The 17500-nt window shown below is 70.5% G+C and carries 16 protein-coding genes; 5 read left to right on the top strand and 11 right to left on the bottom strand.

The window, feature by feature from the left end; genetic code table 11:
* Nucleotides 1–238 precede the first annotated feature (238 nt).
* Together GTO19_RS08500 and GTO19_RS08495 are read left to right on the top strand one after the other, a co-directional pair.
* A complete protein-coding gene (locus GTO19_RS08500) occupies nucleotides 239–1105 on the top strand; it encodes an alpha/beta fold hydrolase (RefSeq protein WP_291023285.1) in 867 nt (288 codons plus the stop codon).
* Nucleotides 1106–1238: 133 nt separating this feature from the next.
* Nucleotides 1239–1607 carry a DUF1428 domain-containing protein gene (locus tag GTO19_RS08495; protein WP_291023283.1) on the top strand — a complete coding sequence of 123 codons (369 nt, stop codon included), beginning with the start codon at nucleotides 1239–1241 and terminating at the stop codon, nucleotides 1605–1607.
* Here GTO19_RS08495 and GTO19_RS08490 read toward each other — a convergent pair whose 3' ends face one another.
* On the bottom strand, nucleotides 1608–2528 hold the full coding sequence (locus GTO19_RS08490; RefSeq protein WP_291023281.1) for a LysR family transcriptional regulator: 921 nt from the start codon (nucleotides 2526–2528) through the stop codon (nucleotides 1608–1610).
* Between the two features lie 138 nt (nucleotides 2529–2666).
* Here GTO19_RS08490 and GTO19_RS08485 point away from each other — a divergent pair, with 138 nt between their 5' ends.
* Nucleotides 2667–3065, top strand: coding sequence for a 4-oxalocrotonate tautomerase family protein (locus GTO19_RS08485; protein WP_291023279.1), 399 nt, complete (start codon nucleotides 2667–2669; stop codon nucleotides 3063–3065).
* Nucleotides 3066–3119: 54 nt separating this feature from the next.
* Here GTO19_RS08485 and GTO19_RS08480 read toward each other — a convergent pair whose 3' ends face one another.
* The 10 genes from GTO19_RS08480 to GTO19_RS08435 form a co-directional block, all read right to left on the bottom strand.
* On the bottom strand, nucleotides 3120–4073 hold the full coding sequence (locus GTO19_RS08480) for an ABC transporter substrate-binding protein (RefSeq protein ID WP_291023277.1): 954 nt from the start codon (nucleotides 4071–4073) through the stop codon (nucleotides 3120–3122).
* Nucleotides 4074–4142: 69 nt separating this feature from the next.
* Complete coding sequence (locus GTO19_RS08475; RefSeq protein ID WP_291023275.1) at nucleotides 4143–5180, bottom strand: ABC transporter permease; 1038 nt, start codon at nucleotides 5178–5180, stop codon at nucleotides 4143–4145.
* Nucleotides 5161–6645, bottom strand: coding sequence for a sugar ABC transporter ATP-binding protein (locus GTO19_RS08470; RefSeq protein WP_291023273.1), 1485 nt, complete (start codon nucleotides 6643–6645; stop codon nucleotides 5161–5163). Before GTO19_RS08470 ends, GTO19_RS08475 begins: the two co-directional genes overlap by 20 nt.
* A gap of 1 nt (nucleotide 6646) precedes the next feature.
* Entirely contained in the window at nucleotides 6647–7816 is a 1170-nt protein-coding gene (locus GTO19_RS08465; protein ID WP_291023270.1) for a Gfo/Idh/MocA family oxidoreductase, read from the bottom strand.
* Complete coding sequence (locus tag GTO19_RS08460; protein WP_291023268.1) at nucleotides 7813–8883, bottom strand: sugar phosphate isomerase/epimerase; 1071 nt, start codon at nucleotides 8881–8883, stop codon at nucleotides 7813–7815. Before GTO19_RS08460 ends, GTO19_RS08465 begins: the two co-directional genes overlap by 4 nt.
* Before the next feature lie 26 nt (nucleotides 8884–8909).
* Nucleotides 8910–10262 (bottom strand): xylose isomerase, encoded by a 1353-nt coding sequence (xylA, locus tag GTO19_RS08455; RefSeq protein WP_291023265.1) that lies wholly within the window; start codon nucleotides 10260–10262, stop codon nucleotides 8910–8912.
* A complete protein-coding gene (gene xylB, locus GTO19_RS08450; protein ID WP_291023263.1) occupies nucleotides 10259–11734 on the bottom strand; it encodes a xylulokinase in 1476 nt (491 codons plus the stop codon). Before xylB ends, xylA begins: the two co-directional genes overlap by 4 nt.
* Nucleotides 11731–12780: a LacI family DNA-binding transcriptional regulator gene (locus tag GTO19_RS08445; RefSeq protein WP_291023261.1), complete on the bottom strand. Its 1050-nt coding sequence runs from the start codon at nucleotides 12778–12780 to the stop codon at nucleotides 11731–11733. Before GTO19_RS08445 ends, xylB begins: the two co-directional genes overlap by 4 nt.
* A gap of 151 nt (nucleotides 12781–12931) precedes the next feature.
* Nucleotides 12932–14224: an AsmA-like C-terminal region-containing protein gene (locus GTO19_RS08440; protein ID WP_291023259.1), complete on the bottom strand. Its 1293-nt coding sequence runs from the start codon at nucleotides 14222–14224 to the stop codon at nucleotides 12932–12934.
* 91 nt (nucleotides 14225–14315) lie between these two features.
* The gene (locus tag GTO19_RS08435) at nucleotides 14316–15068 is read right to left on the bottom strand and encodes a tyrosine-protein phosphatase (protein ID WP_291023256.1); all 753 of its coding nucleotides are present in this window, start codon (nucleotides 15066–15068) and stop codon (nucleotides 14316–14318) included.
* A 216-nt stretch (nucleotides 15069–15284) separates the two neighbouring features.
* Between GTO19_RS08435 and GTO19_RS08430 the strand changes: the two genes are divergently transcribed.
* Together GTO19_RS08430 and GTO19_RS08425 are read left to right on the top strand one after the other, a co-directional pair.
* The gene (locus tag GTO19_RS08430) at nucleotides 15285–16832 is read left to right on the top strand and encodes an alkaline phosphatase PhoX (protein ID WP_291023254.1); all 1548 of its coding nucleotides are present in this window, start codon (nucleotides 15285–15287) and stop codon (nucleotides 16830–16832) included.
* A gap of 27 nt (nucleotides 16833–16859) precedes the next feature.
* Entirely contained in the window at nucleotides 16860–17438 is a 579-nt protein-coding gene (locus GTO19_RS08425; RefSeq protein ID WP_291023251.1) for a PEP-CTERM sorting domain-containing protein, read from the top strand.
* The last annotated feature ends 62 nt before the right edge of the window (nucleotides 17439–17500 follow it).

The raw sequence follows: 17500 nt of genomic DNA, 5'->3' as shown, positions 1-17500 counted from the left end.
CCCTCGGCTACAAGCCTCCGGCCTCCCGGCTCTCCGGGAACAACCTATTGCAACTCAACAGCCTGAAAGTCTCCGTTCAGTGTTTAGCTGCCGACCGGCCTGACCAACAAGCCGTCGCGTCGTGCCCCCCTGCCGAGCGGCAGCAAACGCCTCAGACAACCGGTTGACCCGCCATCCTCCAGGACCACCGATTGCCACACCCGAGCCCCCGCGCATTCGTCACGCAGGAAACGTCAACATGGATCCGACCAGCCGAAGAAAGGTCTCCCTGCCCAGCGGTGGCGAGCTGTCGTTCATCACGGCGGGCGATGCGTCCAGGCCCGCCGTGCTGCTGCTGCACGGCACGCCGAACACGGCGCGGATGTTCCGGGACGTGATCCCCGCGCTGGGGCAGGTCGCGCACGTCGTCGCGCCCGATATGCCGGGCTTCGGCGAATCCGATCCCCTGCCGGTGGTTTCCTTCGCCGCCATCGGTCAGGCCATCGCCGAGCTGCTGGACCGGCTCGCCATCGGCTCGCGCTTCATCTACCTGCACGACTGGGGCGCGCCGGTGGGCTTGCACGTCGCGATGCAGGCGCCTGAACGGGTGCTGGGCCTCATCGTTCAGAACGCGAACGCGCATCGCACCGGCTGGGGGCCGGGGTGGGCCGCGACGCGTGAGTACTGGTCGAACCCCAACCCGCAGAACGAGGCGGCGGCCACCGCGCACCTCACGCTGGAAGGCACACGCGATACCTACCTCGGCGGCGTGCCGCCGGACGTGGCCGAGCGCATTCCCGCGCAGCACTGGGAAGAAGACTGGCGGCTGATGAACCTGCCGGGCCGGCTCGAGACGCAGCGCGCGCTGATCGCCGACTACGCGAACCACGCGGCCCGCTTTGACGCCATCGCCGCGTACCTCGAGCGCTGGCAGCCACCCGCCCTGATGGTCTGGGGCCGGCACGACGTGTACTTCGAACTCGACGAGGTGCTGTCGTGGATGCGGGCGCTGCCGAGGATGGAGGCCCATGTCCTCGACGCGGGGCACCTGTTGCTGGAGACGCATGCGGCCACGGCCGCGGCGCTGATGGTCGACTTCATTCGCCGCACGCCAACCGGCGCGTGACGGCCACCCAGCCCGTGCGCCATGGCCAGCTCCCGACAAACGGCGGTCGATTGGACCTCCCGTCGTTCGTCGTAGCCATTGGAGGCGCCCGGTGGCGGGCGCAGCCGTCCGATCAACCCGACAGGAGAGAAGCATGTCCTACATCGATGGTTTCGTCATCGCCGTGCCCAAGGCCAACAAGCAGAAGTTCATCGATCACGCACGCCAGCTCGACCCGATATTCATCGAGCTGGGCGCTACCCGCGTGATCGAGAGCTGGGGCGACGATGTGCCCGATGGCAAGGTCACCGATTTCCGCCGCGCCGTGCAAGCCACCGCCGAGGAGACCGTGGCCTTTGCGTGGGTGGAATGGCCGGACAAGGCCACGCGGGACGCGGCGATGAAAAAAATGATGGAAGACCCCCGCATGGATCCGTCCGCACCAGGCAACCCGCCCATGCCTTTCGACGGCAAACGCATGATCTTCGGCGGCTTCGAGCAAGTGCTGGAAGTGAAGGCCTGATCAGGCCGGCGCCAGCCCCCAGGACTTGCGCGCCGCCTGCTGCATGAAGGCGATGACGGCCTGCACGCGCGAAGCCTTGCGCCGGTTGGGCAGGGAGACGGCGTACAGGGTGTAGGGCTTCCGGGGTGCGAAGGGTTTGAGCACCTCGACGAGCGCGCCGGCCCTTTCGTCCGCCGCCGCCATGGGTTGCGACAGCATGCCGATGCCGGCGCCGGCCAACAGGGCGCGGTGGAGCAGGGCCGTGCTGCTGGCGGCGAGCTGCGAGGTCACCGCCACGTCGAGCTTGCGCCCGGCCTGGCGAAACGCCCAGGTGACGTCGGGGCCCTGTGCGGTGTGCGTCACCGTCTGATGCCGGTGCAGGTCCGCCGGCTCGGCCGGGCTGCCGTGGCGGCGCAGGTAGTCCGGCGAGGCGTACAGGCGGCGCTCGAACGAGCCCAGCTCGCGCGCGACGACCGCTTCGCTGTTGCCCAGCGTGGTGCGCAGCGCCACGTCGATGCCGTCGGTCACGAGGTCGACGACGCGGTCGTCGGCCACCAGTTCGATGCGCAGCGCGGGGTGCCGCTCGCGCAGCGCCGCGAGCTGCGGCACGATGAGTTGCTCGCAGATCTCCTGGCTCGATGCCAGGCGCACCGCGCCGGCCACGTGGTGGCGTCGTTTGTCGAAGGACGCCGCCATCTCGTCCAGGCGGCCCAGCACCTCCCGTGCGCCCTGCACCAGCTCGGCGCCTTCGGGCGTGGCCGACAGGCCATGCGTGGAGCGGCGCAGCAGCGAGATGCCGAACCCGGCTTCGAGGCGGTCGATGCCGCGCGACACGACGGACACCGCCACATTCATTTCCCGCGCGGCCGCCGAGAAGGACCTCAGCTCCAGCGAACGCACCAGCCAGCGCAGGTCGACAGGGTCGGGCAGGAAAGCTCGCATCGCAGGACTCCAGGTGGGTTGAGGGCGCTCGACGGCTTTGCGTGGCGAGCAAAACCGATTGTGCCTGGCGGCCGTTTCCCGCAGGTGCCTGGCTGCCTACAGTGCGTGCACCCCACCCCCACCGCAAAGGAACCTGCCATGCCCATCCTCAATGTCAAGATCGGTACGCCCCGCACGCCCGAACTCTCCGCACGCATCACGGAGATGCTGCTCGAGTTGACGACCCGTGTGCTCGGCAAGCGGCGCGACCTCACCGCGGTGGTGATCGACTACGTCGACCCGCGGGATTGGTTCGTGGCCGGCCAATCGCTGGCGGATCTCAAGCTGTCGAGCTTCTACTTCGACGTGAAGGTGGTGGACGAGACCAACACCAAGGCCGAGAAGGCGCGCTACATCGCCGAGGCGTTCGAGGGGTTCTCGGCGCTGCTGGGCCCCCTGCACCACGAAAGTTATGTGCACGTCGAGGACGTGCGCGCCGCCGCGTACGGCTTCGGCGGCAAGACCCAGGAGTTCCGCCACCAGCACCCGGGTGCCTGAGCGCGACGGCGCCAGCGGCCGAAGCCCTGGCGCCGTCGCGTTCGGCCGTCCGGCTCAGTACGGCGAATCCGGGAAGTAGTACTTCGCCGCGTTCTCCTTGGTCACCAGCACCGAGGGGATGATGGTGGTGGCCGGCATGGGCTTGCCGCTCACCCGCGACTCGGCCGTGAGCTTGAGCGCGTCGGCGATCATGCTGGGCGAGTAGGTGACGTTGGCGGTGACGAGCTTGTCGCCGTCCATGACCTTCTTGATGTAGTCCTTGGCGCCGGCGCCGCCCACCACGAGCTTCACGTCGGTGCGTTTGGCCTGTTCGATGGCGCGCTGCACGCCCACCGCCATGTCGTCGTCGGACGCCCACACCGCGTCGATCTGCTTGAAGCGCGTGAGGTAGTCCTGCATCACCTTGAAGGCGTCGTCGCGGTTCCAGTTGCCGTGCTTGGCGTCCAGCACCTTGATGCCCGGGTGCGCCTTCATCACCTCGTTGAAGGCGTCCACGCGCTGGTTGTCGATGACGGTGGGGATGCCGCGCAGGATGACCACGTTGCCCTTGCCGCCCATGGCCTTGGCCATGTACTCGCCGGCCACCTTGCCGAAGCCGGGGTTGTCGCCCGCCACGTAGGCGTTCTGCGCGTTGGGGTCGGTCAGGCCACGGTCGACCACGGTGACGAACACGCCCTTGCTCTTGACCTGCGCCACGGGCCGCGTGAGCGGCGCCGATTCGAAGGGCAGGATCACCAGCGTGTCGATCTTGTTGACGGCCTGCAGGTCCTGGATCTGGTTGGCCTGCTCGGACGGCGAGGCGGCGGTCTTCACGATCACCTTCACGCCGGGGTATTGCTTCTCCACCTCGTCCTTGGTGCGGTTGGCCCAGTACACCACCCCGCCCGTCCAGCCGTGCGTGGCCGCGGGCACGGACACGCCGATGACGGGCTTGTTCTGGGCGGATGCCGGCGCGCCGAGCAGGGTACCGAGGGCGAGAGCGGTCAAGGCGAACAGTCTGCGTTGCATGTTTGTCTCCGGTTGGGTTTCTCTGTCACAGGTAAGCGCGCGGCCTCCACAGGCTCCGCGCGGGTCGTCTCACCGCTGCCCCCGTTGAAGGAAGGCGACGACGATGATCACGAACCCCTGCACCGCCGCGTTCAGGTACACGCTGATGATGCTGGTGAGGTTCAGGATGTTGCTGATGACGGAGAGCAGCACGGCACCCACCACGGTGCCGAAGATGCGCCCCCCGCCACCCTTGAGCGCGGTGCCGCCGACGATGACGGCGGCGATGGCCTCGAGCTCCCACAGCAGGCCCGTGGTGGGCGAGGCCGAGCCCAGGCGCGGCACGTACAGCAGCGTGGCCACCGCCACGCAGCCGCCGAGCAGCACGTAGGTGAGAACCTTCACCCGGTCCACCGCCACCGCGGAGTAGCGCGCCACCTGTTCGTTGGAGCCGATGGCCTGCACGTAGCGGCCGTAGCGCGTGCGGTTGAGCAGGAAGCCGCCGGCCAGCGCGATCGCCGCAAACACCCAGATGGGGATGGGGATGCCCAGCCAGCTGCCGTAGTAGACCGGGCTGTACACGTCCACCAGCTCGTTGTCGAGCGTGATGGCGCCGCCGTTGGCGAAGTAGGTGAGGTAGGCGCGGAAGATGCCCAGGGTGCCGAGCGTGACGATGAAGGGCTCGATGCGGCCCTTGGTGATGAGCAGGCCATGCGCCAGACCGAACACCGCGCCCAGCACCAGCGCCACCGTGGCGCCCAGCAGCACGGCCAGCAGCGGCGAGCCCATCAGCGGCGCAAGCTGGTTCATCACCAGGATGGTGCTGCCCGCGATCAGCGCCGCCATGGAGCCCACCGACAGGTCGATGCCGCCCGAGATGATGACGAAGCTCATGCCCACCGCGATGATGCCGATGAAGGCCGTGCGCGTGAGCACGTTCATGCCGTTGTCCCAGGTGGCGAAGTCCGGGTTGAGCAGCGTGCCCGCGAGGCACAGCAGCACCAGGCCCGCGAGCGGGCCGAAGGCGGAGAAGCGCGCGCTCCAGTCACCGCGGCGGTGCGCGGGTGGGCTGGCCGGGTCAGCCGCAGCGGCGCCGGCGGGCAGGGGGCTAGTGGGTGCCGGTGGCATGGGCGATGAGCTCCTCTTCGTTCAGGTGGTCGTCGGCGAGCGTGGCCTGCACGCGGCCGGCGCGCATGACGATCACGCGCTGGCACAGGCCGATGAGTTCGACCAGTTCCGACGAGATGACGATGACGCCCAGGCCGTCGGCGGCCAGGCGCTCGATCAGGAAATAGATGTCGCGCTTGGCGCCCACGTCCACGCCGCGCGTGGGTTCGTCCAGCACCAGCACGCGCGGGCGCGGCTGCAGCACCTTGGCGATGGCCAGCTTCTGCTGGTTGCCGCCCGACAGCGAGCCGGCGCGCGCGTCCAGGCTGCCCGCGCGGATGCGGAAATCGCGCACGGCCTCTTGCAGCGCCGCGCGCTGCGAGGTGGCGTCGAGCCAGGGCCGCGCGTGGCGGTCCAGGTCCATGAGCGTGAGGTTGTCCTGCAGGGACAGGCCGACGTGCAGGCCGCGGCCCTTGCGGTCCTCGCTGAGGTAGGTCAGGCCCGCGCGCGCGGCGGCGCGCGGATCCCTGAAGCTCACCGGCTCGCCCTGCAGCCGCACCTCGCCGCCCGCGCGCGGGCGCAGGCCCAGCAGGCCCTCGAAGAGCTCGGTGCGGCCCGCGCCCACCAGGCCGGCGAAGCCCAGGATCTCGCCCGGGCGCAACTCGAAGTCTACGTCCTGTGCCCAGCCGGGCACGCCCAGCCCGCGCACCGACAGGAGAGGCGGCGCGTCGGGCAGCGGCGCCTTGGGCGGGAACATGTCGGTGAGCTCGCGGCCCACCATGAGGTTGGCCATGTCCTGGCGGCTGTGGCTCGCGGTCGGGCCGCGCGTGACGAAGCGGCCGTCGCGCATCACCACGATCTGATCGGTGATCTGTTCGACCTCGTCGAGCTTGTGCGAGATGTAGATGACGGTCACGCCCTGCGCGCGCAACTGGCGGATGAGCGCGAACAGGCGGTGCGTCTCACCCGGCGTGAGGGTGGCCGTGGGCTCGTCCATCACCAGCAGCCGGGCCTGGCGCGACAGCGCCCGCGCGATTTCCACCAGCTGCTTCTCGGCCACGATGAGATCGCGCACGCGCGTGTCGGGGTCGATCGACAGGCCCACCGCGTCCAGGGCTTCGCGCGCGGACTCGCGCATGGACGCTTCGTCCAGCAGCCAGCCGCGGCGCCGCTCGCGGCCCAGGAAGATGTTCTGCACCACGCTCAGGTCGTCGGCCAGGTTGAACTCCTGGTGGATCAGCACCACGCCGGCGGCTTCGGCCTCGCGCGAATCGGCGAAGCGGCAGGGCCGGCCGTCGATGCTGAAGCCGCCGGGGCCGGCCTGCTCGTAGCCGCAGAGGATCTTCATGAGCGTGGACTTGCCCGCGCCGTTTTCGCCGAGCAGCCCGTAGACGCGGCCCGGCTCCAGCTCGAAGCTCACGCCGTGCAGCACCTGCACCGGGCCGAAGTGCTTGCAGACGCCGTCGAAGCGAACGTGCAGGCTCATCTCACATGTCCACCCAGGCCGCGCCGGCGGATGAAGAACGCACGGCCGCCTCGATGAAGGCGACGCCGTGGATGCCGTCCTCGATGGTGGGGAAATCCACCTCCGCGGGCAGCGGCCGCCCCTCGCGCGCGGCGTGGATCGCCTGCGCGATCTCGGCGTAGACGGTGGCGAAGCCCTCGAGGTAACCCTCGGGGTGGCCCGACGGCAGGCGCGTCACGCGCGCGGCGTCCGCATTGGCGGAGGCGGTGCCGCGCGAGACGGTGCGCGGTGCCTCGCCGAAGGGCGTGAAGCGCAGCTGGTTGGGCTGCTCCTGCTGCCATTCCAGGCCGGCGCGGCTGCCGTAGATCCGCAGGCGCAAGGCGTTCTCGTTGCCCGGCGCCACCTGGCTGGCCCACAGCAGGCCGCGCGCGCCGTTGGCGTAGCGCAGCATCACCTGCACGTTGTCGTCCAGCGCGCGCCCGGGCACGAAGGTGCTGAGCTCGGCGCAGAGCTGCGTGGGCTGCAGGCCGCTGACGAAGCCCGCGAGCTGGTAGGCGTGCGTGCCGATGTCGCCCACGCAGCCACCCGCGCCCGAGCGTTGCGGGTCGGTGCGCCAGGCGGCCTGCTTCTGGCCGGTGGATTCCAGCGCCTCGGTCAGCCAGTCCTGCGGGTACTCCACGTGCACCAGGCGGATGTCGCCGAGCGCGCCCTCGCGCACCAGGCGGCGCGCGTGCCGCACCATGGGATAGCCCGAGTAGTTGTAGGTGACGGCGAACAACCGGCCGCTGGATCGCGCGAGCGTACGCAGGCGCTCGGCGTCCGCCAGGGTGGTGGTCACCGGCTTGTCGCAGATGACGTGGATGCCCGCGGCGAGGAAGGCCTCGGCGGCGGGCGCGTGCTGGTCGTTCGGCGTGACGATGGCCACCGCTTCGATGCCGTCGTCGCGCGCGGCTTCCTCGTGCGCCATCGTCTGGTAGTCGGGGTAGCCGCGCGCCAGGCCGAGGGCCTGCGCCGAGCGCAACGCCTTGTCGGGCGTTGACGAGAGCGCGCCGGCCACCAGTTCGTAGTGGTCGTCCAGGCGCGCGGCGATGCGGTGCACCGCCCCGATGAAGGCCCCTTCGCCGCCGCCCACCATGCCCAGGCGCAGGCGCCGGCGCGCCTGCGCCGCGGGCCCGCTGGCTTCGATGGTCATGCGGCCTCCCGGCTCAGGCCCAGCATGCGGCGCAGCTGCGCGGCGTCGGTCTGGCCGCCCGCGAAATCGTCGAAGGCCTTTTCCGTGACGCGGATGAGGTGGTCGCGGATGAAGGCCGCGCCCTCGGCGGCGCCGGCCTCGGGGTGCTTGAGGCAGCACTCCCACTCCAGCACGGCCCAGCTGTCGTAGTTGTACTGGGCCATCTTGGAGAAGATGGCGCCGAAGTCGATCTGCCCGTCGCCCAGCGAGCGAAAGCGCCCCGCGCGCTGCACCCAGGGCTGGTAGCCCGAGTACACGCCCTGGCGGCCATTGGGGCGGAACTCCGCGTCCTTGATGTGCAGGGCCTTGATGCGCTCGTGGTAGATGTCGATGAACTCGAGGTAGTCGAGCTGCTGCAGCAGGAAGTGCGAGGGGTCGTAGTTGATGCAGCAGCGCGGGTGGTGGTTGACGCGCTCCAGAAACATCTCGAAGGTGACGCCGTCGAACAGGTCCTCGCCGGGGTGCAGCTCGAAGCACACGTGGCAGTCGGCCTCGTCGAAGGCGTCGAAGATGGGGCGCCAGCGCTTGGCCAGCTCGTCGAAGGCCGCCTCGATCAGGCCCGCGGGGCGCTGTGGCCAGGGGTAGAGATAAGGCCAGGCCAGCGCGCCGGGAAAGCTCACGTTGCTCTTGAGGCCCAGGTGCTTCGAGGCCTTGGCCGACAGCAGCATCTGCTCCACCGCCCAGGCCTGGCGCGCCGCGGGCTTGCCGCGCAGCGCCTCGGGCGCGAAGCCGTCGAAGGCCTCGTCGTACGCGGGGTGCACGGCCACCAGTTGCCCCTGCAGGTGGGTGCCGAGCTCGGTGATGGCCACGCCGTTCTCGCGCGCCACCCCCGCGACCTCGTCGCAGTAGGTCTTGGAGGCCGCGGCCTTCTCCAGGTCGAACAGGCGCTTGTCCCAGGAGGGAATCTGCACGCCCTTGAAGCCCAGGCCGCCGGCCCAGCGCGTGATCGACGCCCACGAATCGAACGGCGCGGCGTCGCCCGCGAACTGCGCCAGGTAGATGCCCGGGCCCTTGATGTTGGTGGCCATGTCCCGCTCCTTCTTGTGGTTCCGATTCAGAGATAGCTGTTGACGAGGTGCTCGAGGCGCTCCTGTTGCGCCGAGCGCGGGCGCGGATCGAGGCCGCGTTGCGCGACCTCGCGCGCCAGGTCCTCGAGCGAGCGCTCGCCCTTGAGGATGGCGCGGCCGGCCTCGCCGTCCCAGCCGGCGTAGCGCTGCTGCACGTGGCGCTGCAGGGCGCCGTCCTGCAGCATGCGTTCGGCCACCAGCAGGGCCTGCGCGCACAGGTCCATGGCGGTGGCGTGCGCCCAGACCAGGTCGTCGGGGTCGATGGACTGGCGGCGCAGCTTGGCGTCGAAGTTCAGGCCGCCCTGGCCGATGCCGCCGCCCTTGAGCACCTCGTACAGCGACAGCGCCACCTGCGGCAGGTTGTTGGGGAACTGGTCGGTGTCCCAGCCCAGCAGCTCGTCGCCGCGGTTCATGTCGAGCGAGCCGAAGATGCCCAGGGCCTGCGCCATGGCGATCTCGTGCTCGAAGGTCTGGCCCGCCAGCAGCGCGTGGTTCTGCTCGATGTTGACCTTGACCTCGCGCTCCAGCCCGTGCGCGTGCAGGAAGCCGAAGACGGCGGCGACGTCGCGGTCGTACTGGTGCTTGGTGGGTTCGGCCGGCTTGGGCTCGATGAGGATCTGGCCCTTGAAGCCGATCTTGTGCTTGTGCTCCACCACCAGTTGCAGGAAGCGGCCGAGCTGGGCGAGCTCGCGCTTGAGGTCGGTGTTGAGCAGGGTCTCGTAGCCCTCGCGGCCGCCCCACAGCACGTAGTTGGCGCCGCCGAGCTCGTGCGTCACCTCCAGCACGTTCTTCACCTGAGCGGCGGCGTAGGCGAAGACCTCGGGGTCGGGGTTGGTGGCGGCGCCGGCCATGTAGCGCGGGTGCGAGAAGAGGTTGGCCGTGCCCCACAGCAGGCGCACGCCGGTCTCCTGCATCTTGCGGGCGAAGACCTCGCCGATGCGGCGCAGGTTGTTGTGGAACTCGGCGAGCGAGGCGCCCTCGGGGGCGACGTCGCGGTCGTGGAAGGTGAAGTAGGGCGTGTCGACCAGGCGGAACAGGTCGAAGGCCACGTCGGCCTTGTGCAGGGCCTGGGCCATCGGGTCGCCCGCGCCGTGCCAGGGCCGCTCGAAGCTGGGGTCGCCGAAGGGGTCGGTGCCGGCCCAGCCGAAGCTGTGCCAGTAGCACACGGCGAAGCGCAACTGCTCCTGCATGCTTTTGCCGAGCACCAGGCGGTGCTTGTCGTAGTAGCGGTAGGCGAAGGGCTCGCGCTCGCTGGGCACGAAGTCGGGGCCGCGGTAGGCCAGGGCGTGCGGAAAGCTGAAGTAGGCGGGGCTTGGGCCGCCGGTGGGGTCGTGTCTCATGCGGGTTCCGGTGTGTGTGAGGGGGAAGGCAGGTGGCGCAGGCGGCCGTAGAGCCGCTGCCACTGGGCGAAGGCGCGGTCGTGGTGGCGCGCGCGGTGGGGATCGGGCGCGTGGCTGCGCTGGCGCGCGGGTTTGTCGAACAGGCGCACGCCGTCGGCCGCCGCGCGCGCCAGCCGCGCCGAGCCGAGCGCGCAACCGTGCTGCGAACCCGCCACCTGGTGCAGCGGCAGGTTCATCACGTCGGCCAGGGTCTGGCTCCAGACATCGGAGCGCGCGCCGCCGCCGATGAGGTCGGCCTCGGCGATGGTGGTGCCGGCGGCGGCCAGGGCGTCGCGCATGTCGCGAAAGGCGTAGGCCACGCCCTCGATGAGCGCGCGCGTCATGTCGGCGCGCGCCGTGTTGGCCGACAGGTGCACGAAGCCGCCGCGCACTTGCGCGTCGTTGTGCGGCGTGCGCTCGCCCGACAGGTAGGGCGCGAACCAGCAGGCGCCGTCGTGCGATGCGCCGCCGTCGGCGACCTCGTTCAGCAGGCTCGCTTCGTCGTGGCCGGTGACGCCGGCCCACCAGGCCAGGCTCGCGGCGGCCGAGAGCATCACGCCCATCTGGTGCCAGGTGCCCGGCAGCGCGTGGCAGAAGGCGTGCACCGCGCGCTCGGGCGCCGGTGCAAAGCCCGCCGTGGTGGCCCACAGAACGCCCGAGGTGCCCAGCGACAGGAAGGCATCGCCGGGCGCGACGGCGCCCACGCCGACCGCGCCCGCCGCGTTGTCGCCCGCGCCGCCGGCCAGCAGCGGCGCCTGTTCGAAGCCCCAGCGCGAGACCCATTCCTGGCGCAGGGCGCCGGTGGCCGCGGTGCCTTCCACCAGGCGCGGCATGTGGCTTTCGTCGAGACCGCAGGCCGCCAGCAGCGGCGCGCTCCAGGCGCGCGCGCCCACGTCCAGCCACAAGGTGCCGGAGGCATCGGACATGTCCTCGGCGAACTCGCCACACAGCCGCCAGCGCAGCCAGGCCTTGGGCAGCAGCACCTTGGCGATGCGCGCGAAGACCTCGGGCTCGTGCTCGCGCACCCACAGCAGCTTGGGCGCGGTGAAGCCGGGCATGGCCGGGTTGCCGGTGCGCTGTCGCAGGCCCAGGGCCGGCGCTTCCAGCGCTTCGCACTGCGCCGCGCTGCGGCCGTCGTTCCAGAGAATGCAGGGCCGCAGCGTTGCGCCGTCGGCCGCCATCAGGGTGGCGCCGTGCATCTGGCCCGACAGGCCGATGGCGCGCACGGCGGCCAGGGCACGCGGGTGCCCGGCCTTCAAGGCGTCCAGGCAGTCGCAGGTGGCGCGCCACCAGTCGGCCGGGTCCTGCTCGGACCAGCCGGGGTGTCGCCGGCTCACCGTCAGCGGCGCGCTGGCGACGGCGAGCTGCTGGCCGTCGTCGAGCAACAGCGCCTTCACGCCCGAGGTGCCGAGGTCGATGCCCAGGGTGATCACGGCAGGTTGTCCTTGAGGTAGATGTCGATGCGGATGCGCTCCTGGTCCGCGTGCACGGGCTCGCGCGTGGCGCGCGCCAGGGCCTGCCGCAAGGCGGAGCGGACCTCGTGGCCCGCGTCCTGGTTGATCACCGCGTCCAGCGTGCCGTCGAGCAGGTCGGCGCGCGCGGCGGGCGTGAGCTCGTGGCCGATGAAGACCACCTCGCGCGCGCGCCCGGCCGCCTGCAGGGCCGCCGAGATGCCCGCGTTGCCCGCGCCGACGCTGTAGATCGCGCGCAGGCGCGGGTGCTCGGCCAGCAGTTGCCGCACCAGCACTTCGTTGAGCGCGGGCGAGTCCTTGCCTTGCACGGCGGGCAGCACCGTCAGGTGGGTGAACTCGGTCGTCATCACCTGGTTGAAGCCCAGGCAACGTTCCGCGTGGTCGCGCAGGGACAGGCTGCCGGCGACCACGCCCACCTCGCCGGGCTCGCGCCCGACGAAGCGCCCGAGCAGGCTGGCGGCCGTGCGCCCCGCGGCCGCGTTGTCGATGCCCACGTAGGCGTGGCGGCGCGAGCGCGGCACGTCCGACACCAGGGTGATCACCTCGCAGCCGCCCTCGACCAGGCCGTCGATGGCGTTCTGCACCAGGGGGTGGTCCAGGCCCATGACGATCGCCGCCTCGCACTGGCCGTGCAGCGAGCGCAGGAGATCGGCCAGGCGCTGGGGCTCGAAGACGTCCACCTCCAGGGTCTGCACGCTGGCGCGGTGGTCCTCCAGCCAGGCGCGGCAGGCCGCCAGTTCGGCCTGCAACAGGGCCACGAAGGGGTTGTTGCCGGAGGGGAAGACCACGCACCAGCGGTGCGAGCGCGTGCGCGCCAGCCGCGCGGCCGCCGGATCGGGGCGGTAGTTCAGGCGCGCCACCGCTTCGCGCACGCGGGCGATGGACTTGGCGTGCACGCCGGCCCGGTTGTTGAGCACGCGGTCCGCCGTGGCCAGGCTGACCCGGGCCTCACGCGCCACGTCGCTGAGCGTGGCGCGCCCGGGGGCGAGCTCGGTCTTGTCTGTCATGCGGCTCATTTTGAGGTGCGTACCTCAAAATAAGATTCAGGGTTTACGCCATGACGTGCCCAAGCAGTCCGGCGTAAATGCGATCGATCCGTCGCTTGGCTGTAAAGAAAAATGAGGTGCGAAAATCACCCGGCCGGGCGGCGGTTCGTCTTCACCGCCGGGGCGCGTCCCGCCGCGGCGGCTCCTTCTCTTCACCGGTGTCCGGCGGCCCGCTGACAGCACCGCCGATCTGCGCGCCGATGGCGGTGCCGATGCCCGGCAGCAGCACGGTGCCGATGGCCGCACCGGCGATGGTGCCCTTGGCGATGCGGAACTCGGGCTGGCGCGTGGGCCCGCTGGCCGCGAACGGCACGCCCACCGCGCCACCCGCGATGTCCAGCCGGCCTTGCGCCGCGATGCGCTTGCGGTAGAGCGTGGCGTGGCCCGTGGCGCTGTAGCTGCCGGCCACGGCCTTCACCTCGCTGAATTCGGTCTTCATGCCGTGCTCGGTGTTCTGCGTTTGCACCACGCCCGACAGGCTGTCCAGCGGCGTTTCTCCGGCACTTTCCTTGCCCAGCGACTTCACCGCCTTGTCCACGTCGATGCGCAGGATCCTTCCGCCGTCCACCGTCAGTTCGCTGCGCGTGTGCAGCGAGCGCGCCAGCGCCCCCAGGGTCTCGCCCTCGGCGCGCAGCTCGGTGGTGCCCGAGGCCCGGCCGCTGATGAACGAGCGGCGGTGGAAGGCGTCGAGCAGCGCCTGCACCTCCACCTGACGCGAGGCGAGTTGGCCGGTGAATCGCAGGTGGCCGTCGTCGGTGGTGCTCAGTTGCGCCTGGCCGCTGGCCGTGCCGCCAGCCGCCTGCAGTTCAAGGCGGTAGATGTCGGCCCCGTTGTCGCTGCGGCCCTCGCGCGTGGCGTCCAGCGTGACGGGCGGCTCCACGCCCGGGCGGTGGATCTGAACGCGGCGGGGCAGGCGGTCCTCGTCGAACCGGATCTCGCCGCTGTACTCGACCGGAATGCCGGCATAGGAGGTATAGGTCACCTCGGTGAACACCAGCCGGCGCAGCACGACCTTGTTCCCGTCCTTGATCGAGGCGTTGGCGCGCAGGGCGCGCAAGGCGTCGCGTGGCACCTGCGCGCCCGCCACCTCCAGGCGATCGACCACGAGTTGTCGGCGCAGCAGTGGCAGCAGCTGCGGGTGCAGGGCGATGCGGCGCACGCGGATCGGCTCGTCCTGCTGCGTGTGCGCGTCCAGCACCTCCACCACGGGCGTGCCCAGCAGGCGCCAGCGCAGTTGGCCGATCACGAGCGCCTGGCCGGTGTGCGCCTCGAACATCGCTTCGAGCCGGCGCGCGAGTGCTTCGTCGCTGGGCAGGAAGGCGCGAAGCGCCAGCCACGCGCTGGTCCCCAGCAGCAGCAGGGCGGCGGTGATGATCACTGTCCAGCGGCGGGCGCGTGTCCTCATGCGGGTGCTTGGCTCCTGCCGGCATGGTGCGGTGCGGGGCCGGCAAGGTCTGTAGGCCGGGGCCGCGTCCGCGTGTGGGCGCGGCAGCGGCTCAGCCCTGTGCCAGCAGCCGCGCGCGCAGCCGCTCCCTGGCCGCCGCGTCCAGCCCCACCGGCCCCGCGAGGTAGGCCTCGATCCCGCCGAACTCCTCGTCGATGCAGCGCCAGGCCGTGTGCAGGAATTCGGGTTGCACCTGCCACAGCACCTCCAGCACCTCGGGCGGGGCGGGCTCCTCCACGCGTGTGTCGCGCCGGTACAGCTGGTTGGTGAGCAGGTAGTCGGCCATCACGTCGTCGCGGTGCACGCCCAAGGCGCCCAGCAGCAGGGCGGCGGCCATGCCGGTGCGGTCCTTGCCGGCGGTGCAGTGGAACACCAGTGGGGCCTCGCGCCCCGCGATGCGCGCGAGCAGTTGGCCGAACACCGGTCCGCGCAGGCGCACGAAGTCTTCGTAGGTCTCCTGCATCAGCGCCACCGCCTCGGCGCGGCCCAGCGCCAGACCCTGTTTCTGGCGCTCGCGCACGCGGCGCAGCACGGTGGGGTCGATGCTGAGGTGCTCGACGGTGATGCCCGGCAGGCGGTTGGGCAGCGCCCGGCATTCGTGCGCACCGCGCAGGTCCACGCAGTGCGTCACACCCAGGGTGTTCAGGCGCTGCAGGTCGTCATCGGTCAGGCGCCCCAGGTGGTCGGATCGGTAGACCAGCGCATGCCGCACGCGCCGCCCGCCATCGCCGCTGAGGCCACCCAGGTCGCGGAAGTTGGAGGCACCGTTCAGGGCGATGGAGATGTCGGGGCGGGCGAGGGTCATGGCAGGGCAGGCGGTATCGGGTTCACCGTCCATTATGCGACGCGCAAGACTTTTATCGGCGCGAAGGCGACAGCGTGTCAATGGTCCGATCGCACCACTTTTTGTAGCAGCGATTCACAAAACGCAGCCCCTTTGCGGCGCGCCGGGTCACTGACCGTTCATTCTCGACACGCATCCTTCGGGGCGCTTTCCCCCAACCAGAAGGAGCCCTGTCCCATGTCCGAACAATCCCACGATCTCTCGCGCCGCCAGGTGCTGATGGGCGGCGGTGCCGCCGTGGCCGCCGCCTTCAGCGGCCCGATGGCCGCGTACGCCGCCACGGTGGACCAGAACTACGCCGAGCGCTGCTCCCCCGCCGACGCCTCCGCGCTGACCGCGAGCCCCTACGGCCCTGTCGCTCCGGTGAACGACCTCACCACCGGCCTGCCGCTGGTGCAACTGCCCGCCGGCTTCACCTACAAGAGCTACGGCTGGGCCGGCGACGTGATGAGCGACGGCCTGATCACGCCGAACGCGCACGACGGCATGGGCGTGGTGGTCTCGCGCCGCGTGGGCCGCAGCCAGGAAATCATCCTGGTGCGCAACCACGAGCGTTCCACCAGCTCCAGCGCCGACAACATCCTCGGCGCCGGCCGCAGCAACGTGGCCAAGTACGACACCGGCACCACCGGCGGCAGCTACCAGATCGGTGGCAACACCAACCTGGTCTGGCGCGACGGCAACTGGGTCGCCAGCTACGCCTCGCTGGGCGGCATCTACCGTCCCTGCGCCGGTGGTGCGTCCACCTGGGGCAGCTGGATGAGCAACGAGGAGATCGGCAGCAACAGCATCAGCACCGACGGCAACAAGAAGCACGGCTACGTGTTCGAGGTGCCGGCCGACACCAGCCTCAACGCCGCTGACCCGACGCCCATCATCGCCATGGGCCGCATGGCGCACGAAGCCAGCGCCATCGACCCGCAGACCGGCTACTGGTACCTCACCGAAGACGCGGGCAACGCCAACACGCTGTACCGCTTCCGCCCGAACAACGTCAACGGCGGCCTGGGCTCGCTGCACGCCGGCGGCCTGCTGGAAGGCCTGGCCGTGCGCGGCGTGCCGGGTGCCGACCTGCGCTTCCCCACGCTGTGCCAGGAGTTCCAGTGCGAGTGGGTGCCGATCGCCGATCCGGACGCCGACCGCGCGACCATCAGCACCACCGTGGGCAGCGTCACCGGCAGCGGCCCGTTCCGCGGTGCCTACGCCAACGGCGGCGCCATCTTCGGCGCCAACGAAGGCTGCTGGGTCGCCAACGGCACGGTGTTCTTCACCGACAAGGCCACCAGCAACGCCACCTCGTCGCTGCCGGCGCGCAGCGGCGTGGTGTGGGCGCTCGACCTGGCGACCATGACGCTCAAGGCCATCTTCGTGGGCCGCGACCGCGTGGTCGGCAACTCGCCCGACAACATCTGCGTGAGCCCGCGCGGCGGCCTGCTGATGAACGAGGACGGCGGCGACGGTTCGCCCACCAGCGCGCCCATTCCCGCGCAGGACCTGAAGGTGCTGACGCCCGAAGGCGGCACCTACACCTTCGCGCGCCACAACTTCAACTTCAGCACGGCGCAGATCCAGGCCGTGGGCAAGAACTCCGCCTCCGGCGATCGCCGCAACACCGAATGGGCCGGCAGCGTGTTCAGCCCCGACGGCCGCGTGCTGTTCGTGAACCTCTACACCCCCGGCATCACGCTGGCCATCACGGGCCCGTGGGACAAAGGCCACCTGTGATCCACCCTTCCCATTGAAAGCACTTCCATGAAAAAACTCCTCGTCTCCCTCGTGGCCGCCCTCGGCCTCATGGCCGGCGCGCAAGCCGCCACCTTCCAGAGCGTGGTCAACGGCGACGGCCTCGTTACCGACTACAGCACCGACGGCCTGATCTCCTTCGACCTGGACTTCCAGTCGCTGGGCACCACCACGCTGAGCTACGTCATCGGCGCGGCCGACACCGCCGCGCTGTCCTTCAACGCGCTGCTGCGCAACCTCACCGGTGACGGCATCACCGGCTTCAACTTCTCCATCAGCGGTGGCGAGTTCCTCTACAGCGGCACGGTCACGCGCCAGTTCGACGGCTCCCTCATCACCGACATCGACTTCAACGGCGCGCACGCCAGCGTCGACCTGGGCTCGCCCGAGTTCCTCGACGTCGAGATCGGCGATCCGCTGGCCGTGGCCGGTGGCCAACTGAACTGGGGCCTCACCGGCCTGTCCGCCGGCGACGTGCTCAACATCTCGGTCACCGCCGTGCCCGAGCCCGAGTCCATCGCCATGCTGCTGGCCGGCCTGGGCGTGCTCGGCGCCGTGGCGCGCCGCCGCCAGCGCCTGGCGGCCTGAGTCTCGGTCCGGTAGTACCCGAGACCACACGCGGCGGGCGCCCGAAAGGGCTCCCGCCGCGC

It is taken from the genome of Hydrogenophaga sp., from assembly GCF_011772445.1.
Taxonomy (GTDB): domain Bacteria; phylum Pseudomonadota; class Gammaproteobacteria; order Burkholderiales; family Burkholderiaceae_C; genus Hydrogenophaga.
Note: the sequence above shows the minus strand (reverse complement) of the source record. Positions and strands in the feature narration are given on the sequence as shown.